14 protein-coding genes and 1 CRISPR repeat array (1 of these 15 cut by a window edge) are annotated in these 25,636 nt (G+C 70.7%); of the genes, 4 read left to right on the top strand and 10 right to left on the bottom strand.

Features of this window, described 5'->3' with window-relative positions; all coding sequences use genetic code 11:
- Nucleotides 1-373: a CRISPR direct-repeat array (repeat unit 36 nt); it reaches 428 nt to the left of the window's first position.
- A 338-nt stretch (nucleotides 374-711) separates the two neighbouring features.
- The 5 genes from NM961_RS13315 to NM961_RS13295 form a co-directional block, all read right to left on the bottom strand.
- On the bottom strand, nucleotides 712-2,898 hold the full coding sequence (locus NM961_RS13315) for a prolyl oligopeptidase family serine peptidase (protein ID WP_255914884.1): 2,187 nt from the start codon (nucleotides 2,896-2,898) through the stop codon (nucleotides 712-714).
- Between the two features lie 185 nt (nucleotides 2,899-3,083).
- The gene (locus tag NM961_RS13310; protein ID WP_255914883.1) at nucleotides 3,084-5,594 is read right to left on the bottom strand and encodes a PKD domain-containing protein; all 2,511 of its coding nucleotides are present in this window, start codon (nucleotides 5,592-5,594) and stop codon (nucleotides 3,084-3,086) included.
- Between the two features lie 193 nt (nucleotides 5,595-5,787).
- The gene (locus tag NM961_RS13305) at nucleotides 5,788-8,688 is read right to left on the bottom strand and encodes a winged helix-turn-helix domain-containing protein (protein ID WP_255914882.1); all 2,901 of its coding nucleotides are present in this window, start codon (nucleotides 8,686-8,688) and stop codon (nucleotides 5,788-5,790) included.
- Between the two features lie 1,129 nt (nucleotides 8,689-9,817).
- Entirely contained in the window at nucleotides 9,818-10,252 is a 435-nt protein-coding gene (locus NM961_RS13300) for a DUF4279 domain-containing protein (protein ID WP_255914881.1), read from the bottom strand.
- 303 nt (nucleotides 10,253-10,555) lie between these two features.
- The gene (locus NM961_RS13295) at nucleotides 10,556-12,376 is read right to left on the bottom strand and encodes a DegV family protein (RefSeq protein ID WP_255914880.1); all 1,821 of its coding nucleotides are present in this window, start codon (nucleotides 12,374-12,376) and stop codon (nucleotides 10,556-10,558) included.
- A gap of 296 nt (nucleotides 12,377-12,672) precedes the next feature.
- On the opposite strand from NM961_RS13295, the gene NM961_RS13290 reads away from it, so the two are divergent.
- The 4 genes from NM961_RS13290 (at nucleotide 12,673) to NM961_RS13275 (ending at nucleotide 17,476) form a co-directional block, all read left to right on the top strand.
- Nucleotides 12,673-13,041 (top strand): hypothetical protein, encoded by a 369-nt coding sequence (locus tag NM961_RS13290; protein ID WP_255914879.1) that lies wholly within the window; start codon nucleotides 12,673-12,675, stop codon nucleotides 13,039-13,041.
- A 40-nt stretch (nucleotides 13,042-13,081) separates the two neighbouring features.
- On the top strand, nucleotides 13,082-13,858 hold the full coding sequence (locus NM961_RS13285) for a M90 family metallopeptidase (RefSeq protein ID WP_255914878.1): 777 nt from the start codon (nucleotides 13,082-13,084) through the stop codon (nucleotides 13,856-13,858).
- 83 nt (nucleotides 13,859-13,941) lie between these two features.
- Nucleotides 13,942-14,592, top strand: a complete 651-nt coding sequence (locus NM961_RS13280) for a proprotein convertase P-domain-containing protein (RefSeq protein WP_255914877.1) — start codon at nucleotides 13,942-13,944, stop codon at nucleotides 14,590-14,592.
- A gap of 166 nt (nucleotides 14,593-14,758) precedes the next feature.
- Nucleotides 14,759-17,476 (top strand): C25 family cysteine peptidase, encoded by a 2,718-nt coding sequence (locus NM961_RS13275; RefSeq protein ID WP_255914876.1) that lies wholly within the window; start codon nucleotides 14,759-14,761, stop codon nucleotides 17,474-17,476.
- A 340-nt stretch (nucleotides 17,477-17,816) separates the two neighbouring features.
- Here the strand turns inward: NM961_RS13275 and NM961_RS13270 are convergent, their stop codons facing one another.
- Genes NM961_RS13270 through NM961_RS13250 form a run of 5 tightly spaced genes read right to left on the bottom strand, consistent with a single transcriptional unit; the run spans nucleotide 17,817 to nucleotide 25,630 of the window.
- Entirely contained in the window at nucleotides 17,817-20,108 is a 2,292-nt protein-coding gene (locus NM961_RS13270) for a glycosyltransferase (protein ID WP_255914875.1), read from the bottom strand.
- On the bottom strand, nucleotides 20,105-21,139 hold the full coding sequence (locus tag NM961_RS13265; protein WP_255914874.1) for a GDP-mannose 4,6-dehydratase: 1,035 nt from the start codon (nucleotides 21,137-21,139) through the stop codon (nucleotides 20,105-20,107). The genes NM961_RS13270 and NM961_RS13265 overlap by 4 nt, the downstream gene beginning before the upstream one ends.
- On the bottom strand, nucleotides 21,136-22,611 hold the full coding sequence (locus NM961_RS13260) for a glycosyltransferase family 2 protein (RefSeq protein ID WP_255914873.1): 1,476 nt from the start codon (nucleotides 22,609-22,611) through the stop codon (nucleotides 21,136-21,138). Before NM961_RS13260 ends, NM961_RS13265 begins: the two co-directional genes overlap by 4 nt.
- The gene (locus tag NM961_RS13255; RefSeq protein WP_255914872.1) at nucleotides 22,608-25,280 is read right to left on the bottom strand and encodes a glycosyltransferase; all 2,673 of its coding nucleotides are present in this window, start codon (nucleotides 25,278-25,280) and stop codon (nucleotides 22,608-22,610) included. Before NM961_RS13255 ends, NM961_RS13260 begins: the two co-directional genes overlap by 4 nt.
- Nucleotides 25,277-25,630 (bottom strand): hypothetical protein, encoded by a 354-nt coding sequence (locus NM961_RS13250; protein ID WP_255914871.1) that lies wholly within the window; start codon nucleotides 25,628-25,630, stop codon nucleotides 25,277-25,279. The genes NM961_RS13255 and NM961_RS13250 overlap by 4 nt, the downstream gene beginning before the upstream one ends.
- Between the last annotated feature and the right edge of the window lie 6 nt (nucleotides 25,631-25,636).

Below are 25,636 nucleotides of genomic sequence, written 5' to 3'. Positions count from 1 at the left end.
CCTAGCCGAATAGGCTGTTGAAACATGGGGGCATGGCGTTGCTTGAACTCAGCCTGGATAGTCGCAGCGTTCCTAGCCGAATAGGCTGTTGAAACCCAAACCGGGGGGCATACGGCCCTGTTAGGGTGAGTCGCAGCGTTCCTAGCCGAATAGGCTGTTGAAACGGAGGGAACCGCCTGGATGCGCGCGAAGGTGGTCGTCGCAGCGTTCCTAGCCGAATAGGCTGTTGTAACTTCAAAGTCCTGTGATGAAGCGTTGAATGCTGCTGTCGCAGCGTTGCTAGCCGAATAGGCTGTTGAAACCTACTTTCCGGCGTCAGCAGGCCCCAGTGAGGCAGGTCGCAGCGTTCCTAGCCGAATAGGCTGTTGAAACATGTGAGCCTCCAAGGGCCGTTCCATTTTCAAACACGTCGCAGCGCTCCCAGCCGGACAGGGCTGTCGAAACCTGCCGCCGCAGTCGAGCACGCGGTCGACTTCAGTCGCCGCGCTTCTGGCCGGACAGGCTATTGAACCGACTCGAACACACATACCGTTCCCCCGGCCGGGCCAGTTGCCACTGTCGGTCTGCGGCGGCGTGAGGCGGTGTAAACGCAACGCGCAATGCTCGCGAGCAGAAAAGCACAGGGCTCGCACAACCACGGCCCCACGCTCCGCCCGACGAATCCGCTGCGGCACTATCCGCCAGCAACAGAACCTTCCCCGCGGCGGGCCGCTACTTGGCTCCAGCCTGCGGGCCTTCCTGCCCCACCGCCAGATTGCCCAGCAGAAACGCATACTCATCCGCCAGCAGCTCCGCCACCTGCAGCTTGCTGTTGCCCAGTCCATGGCCGGCGTTGTAGTCCACGCGCAGCAGCACCGGCTTGCCGGAGCTTGTGGCGGCCTGTAGCCGCGCCGCCATCTTGGCCAGTTGCCAGGGCGGTACGCGCGGGTCGTTGATGCCGGTTTCCAGCAGCACGGCCGGATACGCCGTGCCGTCGCTCAGGTTGGCGTAGCCGCTGAGCTTGCGCATGGCGCGGAAATCTTCCTCGATCTTCACCGTGCCGAATTCGTTGACGTTGGCCGCGCCGCCTTCGCTGCCTTCCATGCGCAGCACGTCAGTGACGCCGACGCGGAACAGCGCCGCGCCGAACAGCTCCGGCGCCTGCGCCACGGCCGCGCTCATGATTACGCCGCCGGCGCTTTTGCCGGCTATGCCCAGACGCTGCGGCGTGGTGTAGCCCTGCGCCACCAGCCAGCGCGCGACGGCGAGGAAATCGTCGACCGCGTTCTGCTTGTGGTTGCGCCGGCCACCTTCGCGCCATTCCGCGCCTTTCTCGCCGCCGCCGCGCACATGGGCGAAGGCGAGGATGCCGCCGCGTTCGTACCAGGCCAGGTCCGCGGCGGAAAACCACATCGGCGAGATGGCACCATAGGACCCGTAGGTCACCAGCAGCACCGGGTGGCTGCCGTCCAGGCGCAGATCCTTGCGCGCGGTCAGCGTCACCGGCACGCGCAGATCGCCGTTGGGCACTTCCAGGCGCTGCGTGGCGATAGCGGAGAAATCCGCCGGATCGGCGGCGCGCACGCCGGTATCGGCGAGCGTGCGCCGGTCAGGGTCGTAGCGGAACACGCGCGGCGACAGGGTCGGGCCCTGCAATGCCAGCAGCACGCCGCGGCGGCGCGCGCTGCTGTCGAATTCGATCAGCTCGCCGTCGGCACCCAGCGGCACTTCGCGCGCCTGGTTGGCCTTGGCATAGGACACGGTGCGCACCACGCTGCGGCCCTGGCGCAGGCCGACGACGTAGAGCGCATCGGCCGCCGCCGCAATGCCGCCGCTTTCGTCGGCGATCACCACGTCGCTCGCGCCCAGCCATTCCTGCGCATCGGCCAGGCTTTGCCGGCGCGCATCGAAACGCAGCACGCGGCCGTTGCGCACGGGTTTTTCGGCGATGACGTAAACCCAGTCCTTGTGGATCTGCAGCGAACCGATGCCGTCGTCGAATCCGGCAATCGCGCGCCACGGCGCATCCCGCTTGCGCGCATCGCGCAGCCACAGCGCAAGATCATTGTCGGTGCCGCGCTGCACCGAGGCGATCAGCCAGCGGCCGTCGTCGCTGGTTTCCACCTGCGGAAACCACGCCACGGCATCCAGCGCGATTCCGGCGTGCACGCCGTAGCCGAACACGGCCTGGTCTTTTTCCGGATCCGAGCCCAGGGCGTGGTAGTAGACGCGCTGCTTGTCGTACTTGGCCGTGGCCGGCGCATCGTCGGCGAGTTTCTGCAGCCGGGTGTAGTAGAAGCCGCGGCCCTGCGCATCCCAGGACGGTACCGGCGTGGCAACGCGGTCCAGGCTGTCGGGCAACAGGCGGCCGCTGGCCGTATCGACGATGCGCAGGGTCCAGTCCTCGCCGCCGTCATGGGAAACGACGAAGGCCACATGGCGGCCGTCCGGCGCCGGGCTGATGAAGTCCACGCTGGCGCGGCGCTGCGGCGTGGAGACCGTGGCCGGATCGAACAGTACGCGCGCGGCGCCGCCCTTCAGCGGCTTGCTGACCAGCCGCGCGCTGTTGCCGTCGGCCGGTGTTTCCAGGAAGAAATAATCTGCGCCGGCCTGGGATACGAAGCGCGTGCTGGCCGTGCCCTTCTGCAGTTCGCGTATGCGCTCGAACAAGGCCTGGCGCAGCGGCTGCTGGGCGAACCAGTGGCGGGTGTAGTCGTTCTGTGCGCGCAGCCAGTCATCCAGCTCGGGATTGGGCCGCGTTTCCATCCAGCGGTACGGATCGCTGACCTCGCTGCCGAAATAGGTGTCGGTGACGACGGCGCGGCGCGCCGGCGGCGGCGAGGATTCAGCAGCGGAAACGGCTGTGGCGGACAGCAGCCAGGCAGCGGCGAGAACGACGGCGACACGGATGAGGTGCAACGGGTCTGGGCGCATCCGCCGATACTACGAACGCCGACGTAGTTCGTCCACAGGTACGTTTCGCCGTTCGTCGTGCGGGCGCCTCTGCCCAGTCCGGCGGGATTGCGGCTCCGGAGATCCGGAGCCGCAATGCACGATTGTGCGGGCCGGCCGATGCCGGCCCGCGTCCTGCGAAGAACTGCGATTTACGGCTTCTGCAGCGTCAGGCTGTAGCTGCCCGCGCCGGAGAAGTTGATCACGCGCACTACGTAATAGCCGGCGGTGCCGGTATAGGCGATGCGCTCGCCCGAGGTCGGGCTTTCGCTCTTGGCGACCTGGGTCCAGCCGGCGCCGTTCCACTTGTCGAGGTAGATGTCGAAGTCGGTACCGGCCGGGCCGGTGAGGCAGATGGTGTGCACGCCGCCGGACAGCGACTGGTAGTAGTTGCCGTTGGGCTGGTACTGGATCTGGCCCGCACCGCCGAAGAAGCTGCCGTAGTAGCTCGCGCCCGGACAGCTGCCGCCGCCGTCGCTGACCGTCACCTGCTGGGTCGAGGTATTGGTCGCACCCTGGTTGTCGGTGACGGTGAGGCTGACGCTGTAGGTGCCGGCCGCGGTATAGGTCTTGCTGGTGCTGGCGCCGCTGCCCGTGGTGCCGTCGCCGAAGCTCCAGCTGTAGCTGGCGATGGAACCATCCGGGTCGCTGGAGCCGCTGCCGTTGAAGCTCACGGTCAGGCCGTTCGGCGTCGCCGTGAACGAGGCCACCGGCGGCTGGTTGCCGCCGTTGCCGCCCGTGACCGTCACCTGCTTGGTCGAGGTGTTGGTCGCGCCCTGGTTGTCGGTGACGGTGAGGCTGACGCTGTAGGTGCCGGCCGCGCTGTAGGTCTTGCTGGTGCTGGCGCCGCTGCCGGTGGTGCTGTCGCCGAAGTTCCAGCTGTAGCTGGCGATGGAACCGTCCGGATCGCTGGAGCCGCTGCCGTTGAAGCTCACGGTCAGGCCGTTCGGCGTCGCCGTGAACGAGGCCACCGGCGGCTGGTTGCCGCTGCTGCAGGCGTTCGGATTGGCCGGCGCCGTGCCGGTCACGCCGACCGCATCCCAGGCCTTGCCGATGCGCACTTCGTCGCAGGCGCCGACGGTGCCATTGGCGCGGGCGCGCGTCATCATGGCGTTGCGCAGGCGGGCGAAGGTGTCGTTGGCCTGCAGGATGCTGGTATGCGATTCGTAGAAATACTTGATCGCGCGGTCGAACGGGATCGCCGTCACCTGCACCGTGCTGGCGCCGCGCGGATGGGTGCCGCCGGTGGTGAGCAGATAGAACGCAAGGTTGACGATGCCGCTGGACAGGTGCACGCCGCAGTAGTCGTTGTTCTGGCTCGGCGAGCAGCTGCCGTACTGCTGCTGGTATTGGGTGTAGTGATCCAGGCTGCGCCCGTCGGCGCGCGGATCGGCCATGAAGCGCAGCGCGGCGGTGCCGTTGCGCATCAGGCCCTCGCCCAGCTTCCAGGTGTTGGCGTCGGGCGTATAGGTCACGGCGGTGGACGCGCCGGGCTCGCCGGAAACCGTGTTCATCCAGGCCTCGACCGCAGCGGCGTAGATATCCGACGACGCTTCGTTCATGCCGCCGGACTGGCTCTGGTAGGCCAGGTTGGAGGTGTACTGGGTCACCGCGTGGCCGAGTTCGTGATAGATCACGTCCGGCTCGCTGTTCATGTCGTAGAAGGTGCTGCCGCCATTGCCCATGGCGATCTGCGAGCCGCTCCAGTAGGCGTTGTCGCCGCTGCAGCCGCTGTTGCCCTGGAAGGTGGCCTTGACCGACACGGTGATCTTGGCGCCCGCGCCGTTGTAGGAATCGCGGCCGAAGGCATCGCGGAACCACCAGTAGACGCGGCCCGCATTGCGGTAGGCCTGGTTGACCACGCTGTCGGAGCTGCTGCCGCCTTCGCTCATGGCCAGCGGGCCGGGCAGGCCGGAGCCGCTGGCCGAGACGCAGGAATTGTTCAGATTGTGCACGGCGCGATTGATCGCATCCTGCACAAAGGTATAGCTGTTCAGCAGGGCGCCGGTGCGCGCATCGACGAACACGCGGGCGTGGAACGGACGGCTGCCGGTTTCATAGGCCACGTCCGCATCCCAGGCCAGGGTCGGCGCGTGGCCATTGGCCGCATAGACGGCCAGCTCCGGCGCGCGGGTGTAGCGGAACAGGCGCTCGCCGGCGCTGGCGGTGCGGCTGGCGATGCCGTCGTTGAGCATGGCCGCGCGCACGGCGGCGGGATACAGCTCGCTCGCGGCGCGCGGCTTGTCCACATCCAGGCCGCTGATCGCGATGGCGCCGCCGAACACGGCTTCGACGCGGCCGCCGGCATCGGTCTGCACGACGAAGCCGTCGCCCCAGACCGGCACGCCGCGGTAGAACTGGCGCGAACGGTGGAAGTTGCGGCCGTCCTCGGTGCGCACCACCTGCTGCACGGTGACCGTGTCATCGGCGCCGAGGCCTACCACGCCGCCCAGTTCGCCCTTGAACAGGGCGCTGACTTCGGCGGAATTGGTGGCGCGCAGATTGCTGGGGCCGGAAATGAGATCGGTACGGCCGTCTTCGCCCCGGCTGATGCTGGTGAAGCCGAGATTCTGCGCGCGGGTTTCGGTGGGCTGCGCCGCCTGGGCGGTCGTGGCGGCCGCGAATACGGCAGCCAGGGCCAGCGGAAGTGCTGCGAAATGCATCGTCGTTTTCCTCATGCTGTTGAACGCAACGGGTGTTGCGCCAGCATGGCCGTGCGACGACGCGACAGCGGCCATCCGTGGAGGACGGCGCGGCGCGACCGGAACCGGTCGCGGCTGTTGCCTGGTTCGACGACCGCACCCCCGACCCGGAGAGACCTGTCATCGCCCGCGCTTTGGCACGGGGCGGCGCACCCTAAGGCGTGGCGTGCGCCGCTGCAAGCTGCGGCGCAACATCGGACGCCAGCAGCCACACATCCGAAGCGCCGCGCAGGCCGCTCTGGCTGAGCAGGCGGCTGTGCCGCTCGGCGCTGCAGCGGCGCGCCTGCGGGTTGGCTTCGGCCAGGCTGTGCACCAGCAGTTCCGCCAGCACGTCGCCGTGGCGGCGCGCGTCCGCATCGAGGGCTTCCAGTTCGCGCGCCGCGGCCGCCGCGTCGCCGTGGCGCTGCGCCAGCAGGGCCTGCACGGTGCGCAGGCGGCGGCGTCCCTGCCAGTCGTCGGCGGCGAGCCCCTTGTCGCTGTGCGCGGCTTCGCGGCCGGCCTGGGCCACGGCATTGCCGGCCAGGGCGATCTCGGCCAGGGCCAGGTGCGTCTCGGCTGCCAGCGCGGCGTAGCCGGCGCGCTCGAACAGCGGCAGCTGCTGCTGCAGCAGCTCGCGCGCGCCGGCGAGTTCGCCGCTGCGCGCCAGCAGCGGCGCCAGGATCAGGGCCATGCGCGAGCGGTCCGGCGAACTGGTCATTGTGGATAAAGCGCCTTTTGCTGCCGCGATCAGCTGCTGCGCACGGCGGGCGTCGCCGCCCTGCAGCGCAAGTTCGGCCTCGCCCAGGTCGGCATAGATGATGAAGTGCGGCAGCTGCGGCGCGCGGCATTGGTCAAAGCCGTTGCGCGCCAGGCCCGGCTGGCCGCGCGCCAGCGCCACCGCGCCGCGCAGGCAGGACAGGCCGACCAGCTGCGCCGCGCGCGCGGTATCGCCGCCGGCCAGCGCCTCGCCGCGTTCGATCTGCTGCAGCACGGCGTCGTAGTCGCCGCGCTGGTAGGCCATGGACGCGGAGAAATGGCTGAACCACAGTGCCCACACGCCCTGCAGCGGCTGCGCCGACAGCATGGCGAGACGGCCCTGGGCCGCGTCGAATTCGCCCAGCAGCAATTCCTGGTGCAGCAGATCCAGCAGCACGATATTGCGCGCCAGCCGGTCGCCGGCGCCGTCGACCACAGCAGCGGACTGGGCCAGGCGTTCGCGGTAGGCGCTCATCTCGCCGCGGTGGTAGTGATGAAACGCGGCGCGGCGCAGCGCGTCGAACTCGAACGCCACGTTGCCTGCGGCGCGCGCCTCGGCCAGCACTTCGTCCAGCGCGCGGCGCTGCGCCGCGGCATCGCTGCCCAGCAGGCTGGCCTGCTGGCGCGCGCGCAGCACGCCCAGGCGGTCCTCGCTCGCGGCGAAGCGCTGCTCGGCCTCCGTGTACAGCGCGGCGGCGTCGCCGCCGGCGCCGCCCTGGGCCGCATCGGCCAGCAGCAGCAGCGCGCGGCCCTGTTCGTAGGGCCAGTTCTGCCGCTGCGCCAGCGCGCCGGCCTCGGCCGCGCTCGCGGCGGCGGCGGCGGTTTCGCCGCCGGAGAGCTGCGCAATCGCGCGCTCGATCAGCCACGGCAGCGCCAGCGCCGTGTTCTGCGGCACGGCGCCGGCCAGCCGCTGCAAGGCATCGCCGCTGCGCCCGGCGCGGCGCAGGTTGCGCGCCTCGGCCAGACGCAGCGCCTCGGCCTCGTAAGGGCTTTGCGCGGCCAGGGCGGCGAAGGCGGCGGCGGCCTGTTCGTAGTCCTGCGCCAGCGCCAGCGCCTGGGCCTGGTGCAGGGCGCGCGCGGGCGGCGGCAGGCTCTGCATCCATTCGCGCAACCGCGGCAGCTGCGCTTCCACCGCGCCCTGCTGGCCCAGTTCGGACAGGTTGTCGGCCAGCAGCAGGCGCGCATAGCCGAAATCCGGCCGGCCATCGAGCACGCGCCGGTAGTGCTGCGCCGCCGCGCCGCGGCGATGGCGCTGCTGTTCGGCCAGGCCGGCGGCGAATTCGGCCGCACCGGCCGTATCCAGCGCAAGCGCCGGCCAGCCCAGGGCGGCGCTCTGCGGCGCGAGTTCCTGATGCACGTCGCGGCTCAGCGCATCCAGCGCCTGCACCAGGCCGTCGGCGCCGGCGCTGCGGCGGAAATCGCGCTGCACGCCGGCGCCGCGCAGGCGCGCGCTGAGCTGCCAGGCCTCGCCTTCGGCACTGCCCAGGTTCACCGCGAGCACGACGACGATGTCGTCGTCATCGCCTGCGGCACCGGGCGCGGCCAGCGGCAGGCTGTTGCTGGCACGCAGCTTCCATTCCAGCCAGGACTGCAGCAATTGCAGCGGCCAGCGCTGTTCTTCCGCCAGCGACGCATCCGCCGCCGCGGCCAGCACCACGCGCGGCCGGCCCTGCGCGCGCACCTGCCACCAGCCCAGGCCGAGCAGGCCGGCGAGCAGGCAGGCAGCGGCGAGCCAGGCGGAAGGGCGGCGCGGGTGCGCCGGCGGTGCGGCGGGATATGGCGATGGTGCAGGCGCTGTCACGCTCGCCGCCGATGACGGCGACAGCAGCGGTGATGGGGAAGGTGACGGCGACGATGTTGCCGGCTCCGCCGCCGCGGCGGCAGGCGCCGGCACAGACGGCGCGGACTGCGGCGATGCCGCGGATGCCGCGGACGGCTGGGACGACGGCGCAAACGCCGGCGTCGTTTCGTCCGGCCATTCCACCGGCACCGGCGGATCGAATACATAGCCCAGCTTGGCGACCGTGCGCACCCAGTCCTTGGCCTGCGCGCCCAGGGCGCGGCGCAGCAGCCAGATGCTCTGGGTCAGGTTCGCATCCTCGACCACCACGCCCGGCCAGACCAGACGGAAAATCTCGTTGCGCGAATGCAGCTGCCCCGGCCGCGCCAGGAACAGCAGCAGCAGATCGAAGACGCGCTGGGCCAACTCGGTCTCCGCGTCGGCGCGGATCACCCGGCGATAGCGCAGATCGACCAGCAGCCCGCCCATGCGCAGGCGGCGCTGCGCCGCCGGCCACGGCAGTTCGAAGTGTTCGCTCACAAGGCCCTCCCGCCGCCATCGCGCACGACAGCCACCGGCCCCTCCAGGCCGACCGCCGCGCTGACGCCCTGACCTCCCCGTCAGGCGCCGTCGTCGAGACTTACTCCAGTACGCCCGCGGACTCAAGCGCATTAGCAGAAACTCGTGTGCGCCGTCGCGGCGGAAAGCGGCGTGCGGACGCGCATCAACGCCGCTTCTGCGCGGATCTCATTCAGACGAACGCAGGATGCTCGTGCGGTCTGCGGCGGGCTCGGCATGAACCAGTCGCGGGCGCCGCGCCGCGCGCGTGCCGCAACGCAGCAAAGCGCATCATTTCCTTTCTGCACAATGCACTGAATCTGCGGCGGCGGGTGCGGGAGGCGGCTCAAGCCGGGATCTCGCCAGCGCGAGAGACACAATTGATCCCGCACTGATGCCGCGCCAGAGGCCGCGCCGCCCGCCCCGGCTCAAGCTGCAACGGCGCCAGCACACCCCTGACCCGGAGGCGCCGCCCCGCCTTCCCCCACAAGGGCGGGGCACTTTCATCGAAGGAAACGCCGCCCGCGGGAGCCGGGCGGCGTGACCGCCGGCCCCGGCGCGGCAGCACCGGAGCCCGGCGACATTGCACTGCAGCAGACCGAGGGGGCGCTGCGGCAGGGCAATCGGCGGCACGCCTGTCTACCTGAGTGACAGGCTGCGCCAGCGGACGCCGCGCCTGCCGCGGCGCCCGTATTCACCGGCAGGACGCCGCGCCGCCGGCCCCGGCATCTCCCGCCGGACCGGCGGCGGGCGCGTGCACGGCCCTGCCGGCACGAACGCGGCGCAGGCGGTCCGATCCCGTCCGCACCGCGCGCCCCGTGCGATGGCGGGGACGGAGCCGCAGGGGGCGGCTTCGTTCCTGCTGTCCTTGGGCAGCAAGTGGCCGTATCCGTTTCTTGGCCTGCCGGGCGCCTTGGCTGGCCCAGCGGCTCCGCGCTCATAGCCCGGGCGCGGTGAGTGTCGCCCTGAGATCTGTGCGGCAGATGATCACGGCCTCCGGCTCACTCGCATGATGGGACTCGATCAGGTAATCGTCAGGATCGCTGGCTGCGGCCTGCGCGACAACGTCCCGGTGAGCCCGCCCCCGGAATGCCGCTGCGGCCATGGGAGATCAGCCGGGCGGAAGGGAGCGACGGCTGTCCGCAGGCCCATACAGGTCCAGATCCAGCGCAATGCCACGCTCCGCCAGAGCGCGCAGGGTGCCGGCATCCAGGGAAAGCCCCTCGTTCGCTTCATTCATGAACAGCCCACAGAACAGAACGATCTCGAATCGGGATACCAGCGTGGACCACAAGGACAAATCATCGGGAAGCCTGGACAGCAGCTCCGCGACCTGCGCTGCCACATTCTCGGGCTTGTGCAACTCGGCGCTCAGAGACCACATGCCCCTACTGCGGCGGTACTCCTTCCCGCCCCGCGATGAAAGCAAGTCGCCTTTGCAGCAACTCAACGAAGGTTCGACCTCGAACAGCGCCGTGATCTCTTCAGGACGAAGATCGTCTCCGAGGATACGCAGCGACACCATTGATTCGGAAACGCGCGTCATGGCCGGGAATCCAAAACCGGAACAGGCCCTGCGCTTACTGGCGCAGGCCGAACGGATTGTCAGTTGCCGGCCGGTGGATCACAAGGCGGCGCTGCTTGAGCCGCCATCCAGCGACAAATTTGCCACGGAATTTCAATTGACCGCTGCGCAACAGCGGAAGCCAGCACGATACGGCTCGCGCATCCGCAGCGGATTTCAGATGCGGGCAGCTGCTGCGACGCCCGCAGGCCGCAGCCTTCTGCACAACGCAGCCCGCGGAATACAGCCACGGCGGCTGACCTCGCCCCGCTGCGCCCCGCCCGCCTAGCCCGGCAACAGTCCCACCACGATAGCCCCCGGCCCGGCATGCACCGAGATCGCCGCACCCAGCGGCACGATTTCGATGGATGCGGCCGGCAGGCGCTGCTGCAGTTGCAGGCGCAGGCAGGCGGCTTCGGCCGGGTTGTCGCAGTGGCCGACCAGGATGCGCCAGTCGCGCGCGCCGGCGGGCAGGCGGCGCAGGATGCGCTCGGCGAAGCGTGCCGGCAGGGAGGGGCCATCGCGCAGGATGGACGCCACATGCAGGCGGCCGTCGCCGCCGACCGCGGCGACCGGCACCAGGCGCAGCCAGCGCGTCAGCGGCAAGGTCCAGGCCGGCAGGCGGCCGCCGCGCACCACATGGCTGAGATCGCGCACATAGGCGATGACGCGGGTCTGCGCGATGAGCGCCTGCAGGCGCGCGACGATGCTGTCGGCATCCAGGCCCTGGGCCGCCAGTTCCGCCGCGTGGCGCGCGAGCAGGCCCTGGCCGCAGCTGGCGGTGCGCGTGTCGACGATGCGTACGCGCCCGGCGGCACAGCGCGCGGCGGCGCTTTCGCCGGCCTGCAAGGTGCCGCTGACCGCGCGCGACAGGCCGACGTAGACCACTTCCTCGTGGTGGCTGAGCAGGAACTCGAACAGGCGGCGGAAATCCCCCGGCGGCGGCTGCGAGGTGCGCGGCGCGGCCGGATTGCTGCGCAATTCGTGGAAGAATTCCTTTGGCGACATCGATACTTTATCGAGGTAATCCTGGGCGCCGAAGTTGAGCCGCACCGGCACCAGGTGCAGCGGCAGCTGCTCCAGCGCCGCATCGGGCAGGTCGGCGGCCGAATCGGTGACCACGGCCACGCGCGTGCGCGCCTGGGTGGCGCGCTGCTGGGCGCGCATGTCGTCGGCCTTGCAGCCGCCGAGCTGGCCCAGCGGCGCCAGCGCGTCGTAGAGCTGCTGCGGCTGGTCCAGGTGCACATGCACGCGCAGCTTCTGGCGCGTGCCGGCCAGCACCAGGCTGGAATGCTCCAGCGCGGCGATGGCGGCGCGCACCTGGTCGCGGTCTATGGCCTCGGCACTGAGCACGCATTCGGTGCAGTAGCGATGCCCGGCGTCGTGGTCGCCCGCGGCCGTGACCACGCCAGCGTCGCCGGGACGGAAATCCTGCAGCCGGGCCAGGCCGGCGCGGCCGCGCAGCAGGTAGTCGTTGATGCCTTCCAGCAGCTCGACGAAGCCCAGCGCGCCCGCATCGACCACGCCGGCCTTGCGCAGCACGGCCAGTTGTTCGGGCGTCTGCGCCAGCGCGGCGCGGGCCGCGGCCAGCGCGCCGGCCCAGCAGGCGCGCAGGTCGGCGCCGCGGCCGCTGTGCTCGCGCAGGGCGGCGGCGAAGGCGCTGATGACGGAAAGAATGGTGCCCTCGCGCGGCTGCGCCACGGCGCCGCGGGCCTGGCGCGCGGCGTGTTCGGCCGCGGCGGCCAGGGCGGCGGGATCCAGCCGCGGCTGGTCGGCCAGTTGCTCGCCCAGCCCCTGCAGGAACTGGGCGAGGATGGCGCCGGAATTGCCGCGGGCGCCGTCTATGGCCTCGTCGCCGGCCCGGCGCAGCAGCCCGCCGGCGCTGCGCAGGCGCAGCGGCCGCAGCGCCTGTTCGACCGCGCTCAGGGTGAAGGCGAGATTGGAGCCGGTGTCGCCGTCGGCGACGGGAAACACGTTGATGCGGTTGATCGCATCGCGCTGGGCCAGCACCCGGCGTATGCCGGCGAGCAGGCCGCGCTTGAGCGCCAGGCCGCCGGGACGCCAGCGCGGCGCAAGGAAAGCCAGGTCGGGGGATACGATGCTCATGGCCGAGTCTAGCCACGGACCCGGCCGCTGGCGTGCTGCAGCACAGCAACGCAACCGATTCACGCCTGGCCGCATCCATACCACTGTCCGGCGTATGTCCGCTGCACGCCCAGCGGACACCGCGGACAATGACCATGACTTCAAGCCCTTGTTGGACAAGGCCCGGGGACGTCTTGCAATTGTTGGCACGAAGCCTGCTGTAACGGCGCGTCCGCGCTGGCTACACTCGGGCTTTCGTGCGAGCATTCCGACCCGCCCGAGCCCGTGTGCCAGCGTTCCGCCCTCCGGAGCCACCGATGCTCACAATTCCGAACTCGCTGATTCTGGCGCTTGGCCTCGCATTCCTGGCCGGGCCCGCCTGTGCCGACGATTTCATGATTTCCGCCACGCCGGGCGGCGTCGCCCTGGCCCAGTCGCGCCAGGATTGCGACATCACCCCGGCCAGCAGCTCGGCCCGGGTCATCTATCACGACGGCCAGAGCGCCCCGATCAGCGTGCCGGTGGACAGCCGCGCCCTGGTCGGCGACAGCGCCGACGCCAGCCCGGAAAGCGGCAGCAGCCCGGCCGCGGCGATCAGCCTGCCCTCGGCCGAGCCGTCCGTGCCGCAGCGGCCGCGCGGCGGCGGCCTGCGCTGGCAGTCGGTACTGCCCGGCTCGATCAAGTAAGCGCTTCCGCCCGCGGGCGGCGCCACGGCATCATGTGGCCATGTTCGCCCTGCTGCGCCGTATCGGGGAGCGCCTGCGCCCCCGTCCCGAACCCCTGGACGATGCCCGCTGGCAGGCCGCCGTGGCGGCCTGTGCGCTGCTGCAGCCGCTGAATCCGGACCAGGCCGCGCGCCTGCGCGGACTCAGCGCGCGCTTCCTGGCCGAGAAGACCTTCTTCGCCCTGGGCGGCGCCGAACTGGACGACCAGCGCCGCCTGCTCATCGCCGCCCAGGCCTGCCTGCCGGTACTGGAGCTGGACTACGACCTGCTGCGCGGCTGGCGCCAAGTGCTGGTCTACCCGGGCGAATTCCGCATGCGCCGGGAACACCACGACGAGGAAACCGGCGTCGTCACCGAAGGCGAGGACAGCCTGATCGGCGAAGCCTGGGAAGGCGGCCCGCTGGTGCTGTCCTGGGCCGACATCGAACAGGACCTGGCCCAGCCCCACGAAGGCTTCAACGTCATCATCCACGAGATCGCGCACAAGCTGGACATGCGCGACGGCGGCAGCGACGGCGTGCCGCCGCTGCCGCCGTCGCTGCCGCGGCGCGAGTGGAAGCAGGTGTTCCAGCAGGCCTACGACGCCTTCTGCGCGGCGGTGGACGCGGACGAGGAAACCCTGATCGACCCCTACGCCGCGGAAAGCCCGGACGAATTCTTCGCCTGCCTGACCGAGGCCTGGTTCTCCAACCCGGCCCTGGTGGCCAAGGCCATGCCCGCCGTGGCCGGCCTGCTGCAGCGCCTGTTCCGGCCGTCTGCTGCGACGACCGGCAACTGAACAAACGTCCTGTCGCGTCCGTAGGTGAGCCGGAGTTCGGCTACACTGCGGCGGTTTTCTGTCGTTTTCCTGGAGTGGTAGGCATGCGCATCACCGCAACTCTGGCCGTGCTCGGCCTTGGCCTCGCAGCGGCGTCCGCGTCCGCCGAGGTGGCGACTTTCACCGGCACGGGCATGGGCCCCATTCCGGACGCCCCGGCCGGCTCGCCCAGCTGCGGCGTGAACAACCTGGGCCAGCCCCGCGTCATCAGCTTTGACGTCACCGGCCTGCAATACCCGGTCGTGGCGGTCAAGCTGAGCATGAACGTGGTGCACAGCTGGCGCGGCGACCTCGTCGTCAGCCTGGCCGCCCCGGGCGGCACGCCGTCCAAGATCATCTTCAGCCATACCGGCTCCAACGTGCCCAACGGCTGCGGCCACGACGGCGACCTCAACGGCGAATACAAATTCAGCGACGACGCCCTGCGCGGCTGGTGGGCCTGGGCCACGCCGGTGGTGCCGCCGGAAACCTACCGCGCCGCGACGCCGGGCGGCGTCCAGCCGGGCGGCGTGCCGGCCATCATTTCCGAAGCCTTCAAGGGCGTGCCGCCGTCCCAGGCCAACGGCACCTGGACCCTGACCTTCTGGGATGCCGGCGACGGCAACACCGGCACAGTCAACGGCGCCACACTGACCATCGACCATACCGACCAGCTGTTCAAGTGGGGCTTCGAGACCATCCCCACCACGCCGTGAACACCGGCGCCGCGGCCCCCCCCCCCCGCAGCGGCCCGCCGCCGCCGATGCGGCGATGCGGGCCGCGGCCGCGCCAGAATGAGCCGCGCGAGGTTTGCATAGCTTTTGCTCAGCCGGTAGGCTGCCAGATTCGGTCGTACAGACGATTCGCAGGTTCTGCCCGCTCATGCTGCCGCATTTCCGCCGCGCCGCCGGCCTCGGCTTCCTCGCCGTTCTCTCTGCACCTGCCGCGCTCGCCTGCTCCGGCGCCGCACACATAGAAATCGAACAGGCCGGCGTGTACGCGCTGGATCACGCCAGCCTCGCGCAGGCCGTGCCGCAGCTGGCCGACTGCCCGCGGGATTCGCTCTACCTGACCCAGCGCGGCGTCGAAGTTCCCATCCGCATCACCGGCAGCGGCGCCAATTTCAGCGCCGGCGACCGCATCGAATGGGTGGGCCGGGCGCTGCACGGGCCACTGTCCTGGTTCGACACCTACAGCACCGTCAACGTCTACGAACTGCGCGCCGCTCCCGGCGCGCATGCGCGCATCGCCGAAATCGCCACCCAGGGCGCGGCCGGCGCGGCCGCGCTGCAGCGCCAGCTCCATCTGGAGCAGGAAAACATGATGATCCGCCTCAACCAGGCCCACGTGAAACAGTGGGAAGAGGCGGATTTCTGGCACTGGGCCAAGCTCACCCACGTGGATCCGGAGCCGTTCCGCCTGCCGCTGGAACTGCCCGATCTGGCCAGCCGCGGCGGCACGGTCGACTTCAAGCTCAAGTTCCGCGGCATGTCCTCGCTCAACGTGCCGCCCAACCAGCCGCGTCCCGCTACCGACCACCAGGTCAATGTGCAGATCGACGGCAGGGACGTCGCCCATTTCAACTGGGACGGCCGCGCCGAAGTAGTGCACGAATTCCGTGTACCTGCCGCTCAGCTGCGCGCCCAGGGCAATGTGCTGACCCTCAGCGTACCCAAGCGCCTGGCCAAGCCGGAAGACACCAATCCCATCGTCGACGTGGTCATGTTCAATTCCGTCGACCTGGACTATCCGATCAGCGGCGACCTCGCCCTCTCCGCCGCGCCGCTGCGCATCAGCAGTGCCGGCCGCCCGGGCCTGAGCCACGCCGGCGGCGAACTCGCGCTGTACTCCGGCGACGGCCGCCGCTTCAGTGCCGCCGGCGGCCAGTTCGGCCGCATCGAGGCCGGCACCGAACTGTTCCCGGTGCTGGACGCCGGTTTCGCCAAGCCGCTGAGCCTGCGCGCGATCAATGCCGCCGACCTGCACCGGCCCGCCGCGCCGGTGGACTACCTCATCATCAGCCATGCGCGCCTGATCGACGCAATCCAGCCGCTGGCCGAATTCCACCGCCAGCGCGGGCTCAAGGTCGCGGTCATCGATGTCGCGGATGTCTACGACCAGTTCAACCACGGCATCGTGCATCCGCAGGCCATACGCAGCCTGATGCAGCAGGCCTACAACGAATGGCCTGCGCCGCGTCCGCGCTACGCCCTGCTCGTCGGCGACGCCAGCTTCGACATCCGCCACGAGCGCATAGACCGCCGCCAGCTGGCCAAGTGGGCCGACAACGAACTGCTGATGCCGGGCCAGTTCGGCGATATCGACAGCATTCCCTATGCCGACACGCCGGCCGATCTCAAGCACCGCGGCCTGATCCCGACCTGGCAGTTCATGTCCTACGACGGCCAATCCGCCAGCGACAATCATTTCGTCAGCGTGGGCAAGGATCCGCTGGCCCCGGTCATCGCCCTGGGCCGCTTCCCGGTGGTGGAGCCGGCCGAGGTCAAGGCCATCGTCGACAAGACCATCAGCTACATGAGCACGCCGCAGTTGGGCAGCTGGCGCCGCGACGTGATGTTCATTACCGACGAGAGCGACTACTTCAAGCGCACCTCCGACGATATCGCGCGCAACCTGGACAATGCCGGCTTCCTCACCGACAAGGTCTACGCCAGCCCCGACGAAAAGGACAACCTGGCCCATCAAAGCTCGATCAAGGACGGCCTCAACGAAGGCCGCCTGCTGGTGCACTTCATCGGCCACGGCGGCCGCTACATCTGGCGCACCGGCCCGCCCGACCTGCGCAAGAACCACGACCTGTTCACGCTGGACGACGTCTCCGGCCTGAACAACAGCGGCCGCCTGCCCATGGTGCTGTCGATGACCTGCTATTCGGCCCCGTTCGACAACCCGACCGAAGACTCCATCGGCGAACGCTTCCTGCGCGAACCCGGCAAGGGCGCAATTGCGGTGTTCGCCGCGTCCTGGCGCAACTCGCCGTCGCCGGAATTCAGCAAGGTCATCGTCGAACAGCTGACCAAGACGGGCGTCACCATCGGCGACGCCATCGTCGCCGGCAAGACGCCGATCAAGGATGAAACCCTGGTCGAGACCTACAATCTGCTCGGCGATCCGGCGGTGATCCTGGAACGCCCCGCCGGCGAATTCCGCCTGGTGCGCAAGCTGCGCCCGTTCGGCCCCGACCTGATCGAAGCCCAGCTCGCCCGCGACAGTTTCCGCGGCATGGTCGAGGTCAACTGGGTCGACAACAAGGGCAAGTCGCTGCATGTCTCGCGCTTCGCCGCCCAGGGCAGCCGTTTCACCCTGCCCGACCCGCCGGCCGCGGTACGCCAGGCCGCCGCCGAAGTGCGCGGCTACCTCGCCGACCCGGACCGCAGCTTCGACGCCATCGCCAAAATCAACATCATCGACCCGCTGCCGCCGCCCCAGCGCGTCGCCGGCGCCAAGGCCAGGCCGGTGCAGGCAGATCTGGTCAACCACGGGGAAACGCTGCTGCGGTCCAGTTTCGACCAGCCTTTCGCCCCCAAGGCCGCCGCCGAGGGCGGGGCGAAGCCGGTGGCGCCGATGGCGAGCAAATAAGGTCGTGCTGGCGGAACGGCGCCCCGGTCAGAATGAGTGAAAAAGGGGCGGAAGCCCCTTTTTCGTTTTGGGTGGAAAAGCGATCGCGGGAAGAGGCCGGGTGAAGGGCGGTCTGCGAAGAATTCCGGCTCTCGCATCGCTCTTTGTACGTTGGAGATTGTGGCGAAAATTCAAAGGCGAGGCGCGTTGATCGTTGCCCCTCGCTCCAGCCCTCTCCCTGAGCAGGCTCGGGGGAGAGGAAGTTTCGCGCGTTTCTTCAATGCAGCGGTAAATTTCGCTTCCCAAAAACCCCAGGGTTCCACCGCACACTCCGCGCGAATCCCGAACCCCAATACTCCAATCACCTCCGCCCCACCAACGCCGCCCACAAATCCTTCAGCGCATTGCGCACATAGCCGCGGTCGTAGAATCGCCGGCTTACATGGCGTGCGAAGCCGGCCGTGCCTATGCGCCGGCTACGCTGGATGCAGCGGCGTTTGCGCCACATGCGCAGGCTGCCGCCGAGGGCGTCGCGGTAGAGGCGGAATACCACGCGCGCCTTGCCGCGCAGGCCGTGGCGCAGCACGATGCCGGCGTGGATGGCGAGCAGCCAGGGCAGGTTGCGCAGGATCAGGCCGGCCGGCACGCATTTCAGCAGCATCCACAACGAATTGCGGATGCCGTGGTAGAGCACGAAATCGTTGAAGCCGCCGCCGCTGGAGGCCTGTCCCTCGTGCCGCGCCAGCACTGCGTCGGCGTAGGCCGGCGTAAAGCCCAGCAGCAGCGCGCGCGCGGCCACGTCGGTGTCTTCGGCGTAGCAGAAGAATTCCTCGTCGAAGACGTAGCCGTGCGCGTCGCGCAGGGTTTCCAGCACGCGCCGCGCATACAGCGCGCAGCCGCCGGTAGGGCCGAAATACGGCTCCTGCGGATCCAGCCGGTTTGAGGCGAGCAGGCTGCGGTAGAAGGCGATGCCCAGGGAATCGACTTCGTCGCTGCCCGCATCGAGCTTTAGCACGCGCCCGCCGGCCAGGTCCGCTGCGGCGCGGCCGTGCAGGTGGTCCAGCAGCCAGGCATGCAGCTGCGGCGTGGCCACGGCATCGTTGTTGAGCAGCAGTACATGCGAGACCGCCGCGTCGGCGAGGCAGCGCGAGATGGCACGATTGCAGCCGGCGGCGAAGCCGATATTGAGCGGGCTGGCGATGAGTTCGGCCTGCGGCCAGTCACGCGCCAGCCCCGCGCGCAGCACGGCGAGATCGGCCGGCCGCGAACCGCTGTCGACCACGATCAGCCGTATCTGCCCCGCCAGTGGCCGCAGCGAGGCCACGCAGCGCAGGCTGCGGTCGGCGGTGTTGAAGTTCACCAGTACGACGGCGCCGCGGGCTGCGGCGGCTGGCGATGACGAAGCATGCGCCGGCGGCGGCGGCAGGCGTGCATGCCCCAGCACCGGCGGCGTTGCACTGGCGCGCGCCCGCGCCGCGCGGTACACGGCGATGGTCTGCTCCAGCGTGCGCTGCCAGGTATAGGCGCCGGCCTGGGCCAGGCCGGCGGGCACCGCGGCGGCGCGCCAGGTTTCGTCGTCGCACAGGCGCTGCAGGCCCGCGCGGATCGCGTCCACGTCCAGCGGATCCACGCACAGCGCCGCATCGCCGACCACTTCCGGCATGGAAGCCGCATTGGACGTCAGCACCGGCACGCCGCTGGCCATGGCCTCCAGCAGCGGCAGGCCGAAGCCCTCGTACAGCGACGGAAATGCGAAACCGGCGGCGCCGGCGTAGATGCAGGGCAGCTCGGCGGCGGCGACGAAGCCCAGCCGGCGCACTTCGCCGCGCTGTTCCAGCGGCTCGATCACGCGCGCCAGCGGCGCGTCCAGCCAGCCGCGCGCGCCGACCACGACCAGCGGCAGGCGCCGGCGCAGCGCCGCGTCCAGGCCGGCATAGGCCTGCACCAGGCGCTCCAGGTTCTTGCGCGGTTCCTGCGTGGCGACCACCAGCAGATAGCCCTTCCACGCCAGCCCGTGCGCCGCCAGCGCCGCGGCGCACTGCGCTGCGCTGCGCGGATGGAAGTCCGCATCCACGCCCAGCGGCACCACGTGCAGGCGCGACTCGTCCACGCCCAGCACGTTGATGAGTTCCTCGCGCACATGCGCGGAGTCGACGATCAGCGCATCGGCCCGGGCCAGGGTCGGCGGCAGGTGGCGCTCGAGGAAGCGCACCCGTTCGGGCGGATGGAACTGTGGATAAAGCAAATAGGAAATATCGTGCACCGTCGCCACGCTGGGTCCGTCGAACGGCATCAGCACGAAGTTGGGCGCATGCAGCACGTGGTCGCGCAGATGCCCGGCGCTGCGCCGGAACAGGCCGGCGCGCAGCCGGGTATAGCCTTCCAGCGCCGCGCGGCGCAGCGGCAGCACGCGGCGCACGTTCTGTATGGTGCGGTTGACCAGCAGAGCCTGGTCCACGCTGTCCACCCAGCGGTAGGCCGAGAACAGTTTCAGCTCGCCCAGCGCCGGATGCTGCTGCAGGCCCAGGGCCAGCTCGCGCGTGTACACGCCTATGCCCGTCAGCGGCGCACTGATCGCGTCCACGTTGAGGATCAGGCGCAGCGGTTCCTGCGCCGGATCGTGCATCGCCGGCATTGCGTCCGTAGCGCTCACGGCGCGCGCTCCTGGCCCAGGCGGCGCTGCTCGGCCTCGACCAGCAGCCGCACCAGCCGCAGCAGCGGCACCGTATTGGCGAAGCCCAGCTCGCGCCGCGCCCGCGCCGCGTCGCCGCGCAGCAGCGGCGCATCGGCGCGGCGCAGCAAGGCGGGATCGACGCCGATACAGCGCCGGCCGGCCGCATCCAGCGCGTGTTCGTCCGGGCCGCTGCCCTGCCACCGCACTTCGATGCCGGCCGCGGCATAGGCCAGGCTGGCGAACTCGCGGATCGACGCGCATTCGCCGCTGGCGAACACGTAATCGTCCGGCACGGCACAGGCGGCAAGCGCGCGCAGGCCGGCGACGTAGTCGGGCGCGTAACCGAAGTCGCGCTGCGCGGACAGGTCGCCCAGCAGCAGCACTTCGCCGCCGCCGGCGCCGCGCCGCGCCGCCGCCGCGGCGATCTTGCGCGTGACGAAGGCGCTGCCGCGCAGCGGCGATTCGTGATTGAACAGGATGGCGGCGGAAGCGGCCAGGCCGTAGCTCTCGCGATAGGTGCGCACCGCCGCATGGGCGAGCAGCTTGGACAGGGCGTAGGGATGGCGCGCCTGCAGCGCGCAGTCCTCGTCGATCACGCCGTCGCGCGGCACGAAGATCTCGCCGCTGGAAGCCAGTACGAAACGCGCCTGCGGCGCATGGCAGCGTACGGCTTCGAGCAGGTTCAGCGCGCCCAGGCCGTTGCTGTCGACCGCGGCCAGCGGCTCCTGCGCCGCCCGCGCCACGCTGCTGATCGCGGCCAGGTGAAAAACCTGCTGCGGTTTCAATTGCAGCACCGCGTCGTTGCAGGCGGCGGCGTCGCGCACGTCCAGCGCCAGCAGCTGCAAGGCCGGCCGGCCCAGCAGGCCCAGTTCGCGCAGCCGCCACAGGGCCGGTTCCTCGGCACCGGGGCGTACGCCGGCCTGCACCTGCCAGCCCGCCGCGAGCAGATCGCGGCAGAGGTAGGCGCCGTCCTGGCCAGCGGCTCCGGTGACCAGGGCCACCTGGCTCATGCGCCGTCTCCGAACGGATTCGCCACGCGCCAGCCATCGCCGGCGATGTTCAGCGCGGCGGCGACCGCGGCCAGATGCGCCGGCAGCGCGCCGCTGATCCGAGCGATCGCCCAGCGCTGCAGCAGGCGCGCGAAGGCCGCGGCCTGGTCCGCGCGCGCGGCCGCCGCGGCGAGGTTCTCGCTGCCGAAGGTTTCCTGCACGCCCTGCGGCCCCTGCAGCCAGATACCGCCGCCGCCGAAGCCGGCGCGCCAGGCACTGTGATTGGTCGCACCGACCTCCGCATCTTCCCAGCACAGCAGCCGCGGCAGCGGCGGCGCTTCGGCGTACAGGCGCCGCACGCGCCAGTCCAGCACGCGCCGGCGCGGCGAGAACAGGCTGGCGCCGACTTCGCTCTCGTAGTGCGGCCAGCGCCGGCGCAGCACAGCCATGCCGGCTTCGCCCAGGGCGCGGCGGCGTTCGTGGCCGAAGCTCTGGCTGCGCGCATGCCGCACCAGCACATTGCCGGCGATCACGTGCTGCCAGCCCGCCGCGGCGGCGCGCTGGCACCAGTCGTTCTCCTCGCCGTAGCCCTGCGGGAAGGCTTCGGCGTCGAGCACGCCGACCGCATCCAGCGCCGCGCGCTTGAGGTAGAGGCAGAAACCGTTGCCGGTGGGCAGGCGCGGATAGGCCGTGCCGGCCTGCTGCCACAGGGCGAGCGCGGCCTGGGCGAAACTCCAGTCCTGCGGCAGCGGGTTTTCCTGCTCCAGCTCCGGCACGGAGAACGCACCGGCGTTGTCCGACACGGCCGTCGCGCTGGCGATGGCGGCGTGGCTCCAGGCCGCGCGGCGCAAACCGCAGAGCCAGTGCGGCGCGACCTCGGTATCGGCATTGAGCAGCACCACGTCGGCGCGGCCGGCCGCCGCGATGCCGCGGTTGGCGGTGCCGGTGAAGCCGAGGTTCTGTTCGTTGCGCAGCACGCTCACGCCGCGTCGGCCGGCGTAGTCCTGCAGCAGCGGCGCCACGGCCGGATCCGGGCTGGCGTCATCGATGACGATGAGGCGGGCTGCGCCGCGGGTATGCGCGAGCACGCTGTCGAGACAGGCACGCACCGCCTGCGGCGCGTTGTAGACCGGCACCACGATGGCGGCCTCGCCGGCCAGCCCTGCGGCGCATGCCGCAATATCCACATATTCATCATTTTCCAGCGGCGCCAGCGGCAATGCCGCCGCGGCGCGGCCCAGGCCGGCGCGGCCGGATTCCAGCGCGACCGCGGCACTGCATGCAGCGCCGCGGCGCAGCTCCAGGTTCACCCGCGTCCGCCCGTTCGGCGCGCACGGCAGGGCCAGGCGCGCGGCGCCGTCCTGGCCGGCCAGGCGCGCGTAGAACACGCCGTCCAGCCAGAGTTCGATCTCGCCGTCCACGCCATGCAGGCGCAGTTCCCGGCCGTCCCAGTCCACCCGCGCGGCCAGCGCCGGGCTTGCTTGCATGGTCATCCGCCTCGTTCCTGTTCCGCCGCCATCGCCGCGCGGTGATCCGCGCCCAGCTGCTGCAGCAAGGCCGCCGCGCCGGCGTCGGCCGGCGGCAGCGGCACATCCTCGTCCGCGGCGCGCCGGCGCAGCGCCTGCCACAGCGCCTGCTGCGCCGCGCTGGGCGCAAAGCCGCGCGGGCTGCGTTCGCGCGCGAGCTGCGGCGCCACCCAGGCGGCGATTTCCTCCGCCGAGGGCAGCCGCAGGCCCTGCACGCCGTAGTCGCAGAGGCGCCGGTACAGGCGCCGCACCTGCGGCTGCGGCTGTTGCAGCAGGCAATGGTAATCCAGCACCAGGGCCGGCCGGTCGCGGCACAGCTGCGCCGCGGCACGGTTGTAGTGTTCCCACAGCGCCAGTGCCTGCGGCGCCTGCAGGCCGTGGCGGCGGCAGACCGAGGCCGCAACGCAGTCCGGCGCACGCACCACGTGCACCAGCGCGCAGGGACCGATGAGATCGGCGACCTCGTCCAGCAGCAGGCACAGGCGCGGTTCCTTCACCAGCCAGGGCGAGCGCAGCTCCAGTTCGGCCTGTATGCGGCGCCAGTCCGCGCGCCATTGCGCCCGCGCCGCGGGCAGCGCGGTTTCGTCCCAGCCCAGCGGTATCGACCAGTCGCCGCCGCGCCGGCGCAGTGCGCCCACGCAGGCCAGGTGCAGGTCGCCGCGTTCGAGGAAGCCGCGGGCATTTTCCGCTGCATTGACCAGGAAGCTGCCGGGCTCGCCGGCATAGGCGCCCAGCATGTGCAGCAGGCCGGCGACGCAGGACGTGCCCGAGCGATGCATGCCGAGCACGATCACGCGCCCCTGCGCCGGCGCAGCCGGCGCACGCGGCACCGGCGCGAACGGCCGCGCCAGGTGCTTGCGCGCAATCTGCGCGCTGCTGCGCCAGTCCGCCGCGATGCGCAGCTGTCCGCTGGCGCGAAGCGCGCGCGCGCGCGCCGCGGGCAGATCGGCCAGCACTTCATCCAGCGCGGCGAGCACGGCGTCTTCGCAGGACACGTCATCCGCATCCACCGCCCGCCCTGCATGCCGCTGCAGCCATTCCGCCGCCGCGCCGCGCGCGACGGCAACCAGCGGCCGCGCCGTCGCCAGCGCCTGCAGCAGCGCCCAGCAGCGGCTGTTGGCGCGGCTGGTGCTGATGACCACATCGGCCGCGGCAAACACGACCTGCTGCGCTTCCTCGGCCAGGCGCGGCTGCAGCACGATGTCGTAGCGGCCGCCGTGCACATCCAGCGCCAGTTCGCGCGTGGCCGTGGCGATGTCGCTGCCGGCCGGATCCAGCCACAGCAGCAGGCGCAGCCGGTCTTCGCGGCGGAACCGGCGCGTCCACGCCTGCAACAGGCGCCAGGGCCGGTCCAGTTCGTCCCAGGCGGCGATGCACAGCACCACGCAGTCGCCGTCCGCTGCCCGCGGCGCGCGCAGGCCCGGATGCGCATAAGCCGCATCCACGCCCCAGGGCAGATCGCGCAGGCGCGCGCCCAGGCCCAGCCGCTCCAGCTCGCGCCGGTGCCAGCCGCTGGGCGCCCAGAGTTCATCCATCGCGTGCAGGATGGCTTGCTCGCGCACATCCGGCGGGGTCTCGAAATCGGCCAAGCCGATGCGGTAGGCGGCCTGCACCTGCGGCCACAGCGCGATATCGCCCACGCACAGCGCCGCGGCCGGCGCTGTTTCGGCGCCGCGCCGGCGCAGCGTGTTGAGCAGGTGATCGCGGCTGTCGCCGGGTTCGGCGATGGCCTCGGGCAATACCGGCGCATACAGCGACTGGTAGGACAGGCGTATCCCGGCCGCATCCAGCGCCCGCGCCAGCGGCCGCAGCCAGCGCGCGACGTGCTGCGGAAAATCCAGCGCGCCGTGGATGCGCAGCGACGTCCCGTATTGCGCGCGCAGGGCCGGCAGCCAATGCCGCGCAAAGGTCTCCCGTCCCTGCCGCAGCAGTTCGCCGCGCCGCGCCGCATCGTCGGCGGTGGAGCCGTGCTGGTCGTGGCGCAAGGTGACACCGCCGCACAGCCGCGTATGCCAGCCGGCGGCGCGGGCGCGCAGGCAATAGTCGCTGTCCTCGGCGTAGGTGTCGTAGTCGCTGTGCAGCGGGCCTATGGCGTCGATCACGGCGCGGCGGATATAGACCGCGGCGAAGACCACGCCCTCGACCACGCGGTCGGCATCGCTGTACTGGCCCACGTCGCGTTCGATGCGGCCGGAAGGCGTCTGTACGCCGATGCCATCGTCGGGCAACACGCGCGTGCCCGCATGCAGGAGATGGCCCTGGTCGTCGACCAGACGGCAGCCGGCGATGCCGCAATCGCCGGCGGCGTAGACGCACGCGCGCAGTTTCGCCAGCCAGTCCGCCTGGGTGAAGACCAGGTCGTTGTTGAGCAGCACGATATCGCTGTCCGCGGCCGCCGCCGCGATGCCGGCATTGTTGCCGCGCACGTAGCCGAGGTTCCGCGCCAGGCGCAGCACGCGCACGCGGTCTGCATAGACGCCGAGTTCCTGCGCCGTGGCATCGCTGGAACCGTTGTCGACGACGAGGATCTCGCTGTCGCCGAGGTCGCAGCGCAGCAGACTGTCCAGCGCGCGCCGCGTCAGTTCCCAGCGGTTCCAGGCCAGCACGATCAGGCTGGCGCGCGGCGCGGCGTTCATGCGCCGCGGTCGGTTCCGGCGCGCTCGCGCCACAGGCGGCCGAGCACGGCATCGAGTTCCTGCTCGGCGGCGGGATCCGCACACAGCTGCTCCAGCAGCCGGCGCCGCCGCGCCAGATCTTCGTCATGCGCCGCGGCGATGCGCCGCCAGTGCGCCGCGTCCTGGGCGCTGCCCGGCGCACGGCGCAGCAGCCATTCCAGCGGGCGCAGCAGGGCGCGGCCCAGTTGCCAGCTGCGGCTGGCGAATACGGCCTCGCCTTCGCGCAGCAGCAGCTCGATCACGCGGCGCAGCTCCGTCTCGGTATGGCGCGATTCGGCCAGGCGCAGTTCCAGTTCCTGCTCGCGGTTCATGCGCCC

The sequence above is a fragment of the Tahibacter harae genome, from assembly GCF_024437735.1.
Classification (GTDB): domain Bacteria; phylum Pseudomonadota; class Gammaproteobacteria; order Xanthomonadales; family Rhodanobacteraceae; genus Tahibacter; species Tahibacter harae.
Note: the sequence above shows the minus strand (reverse complement) of the source record. Positions and strands in the feature narration are given on the sequence as shown.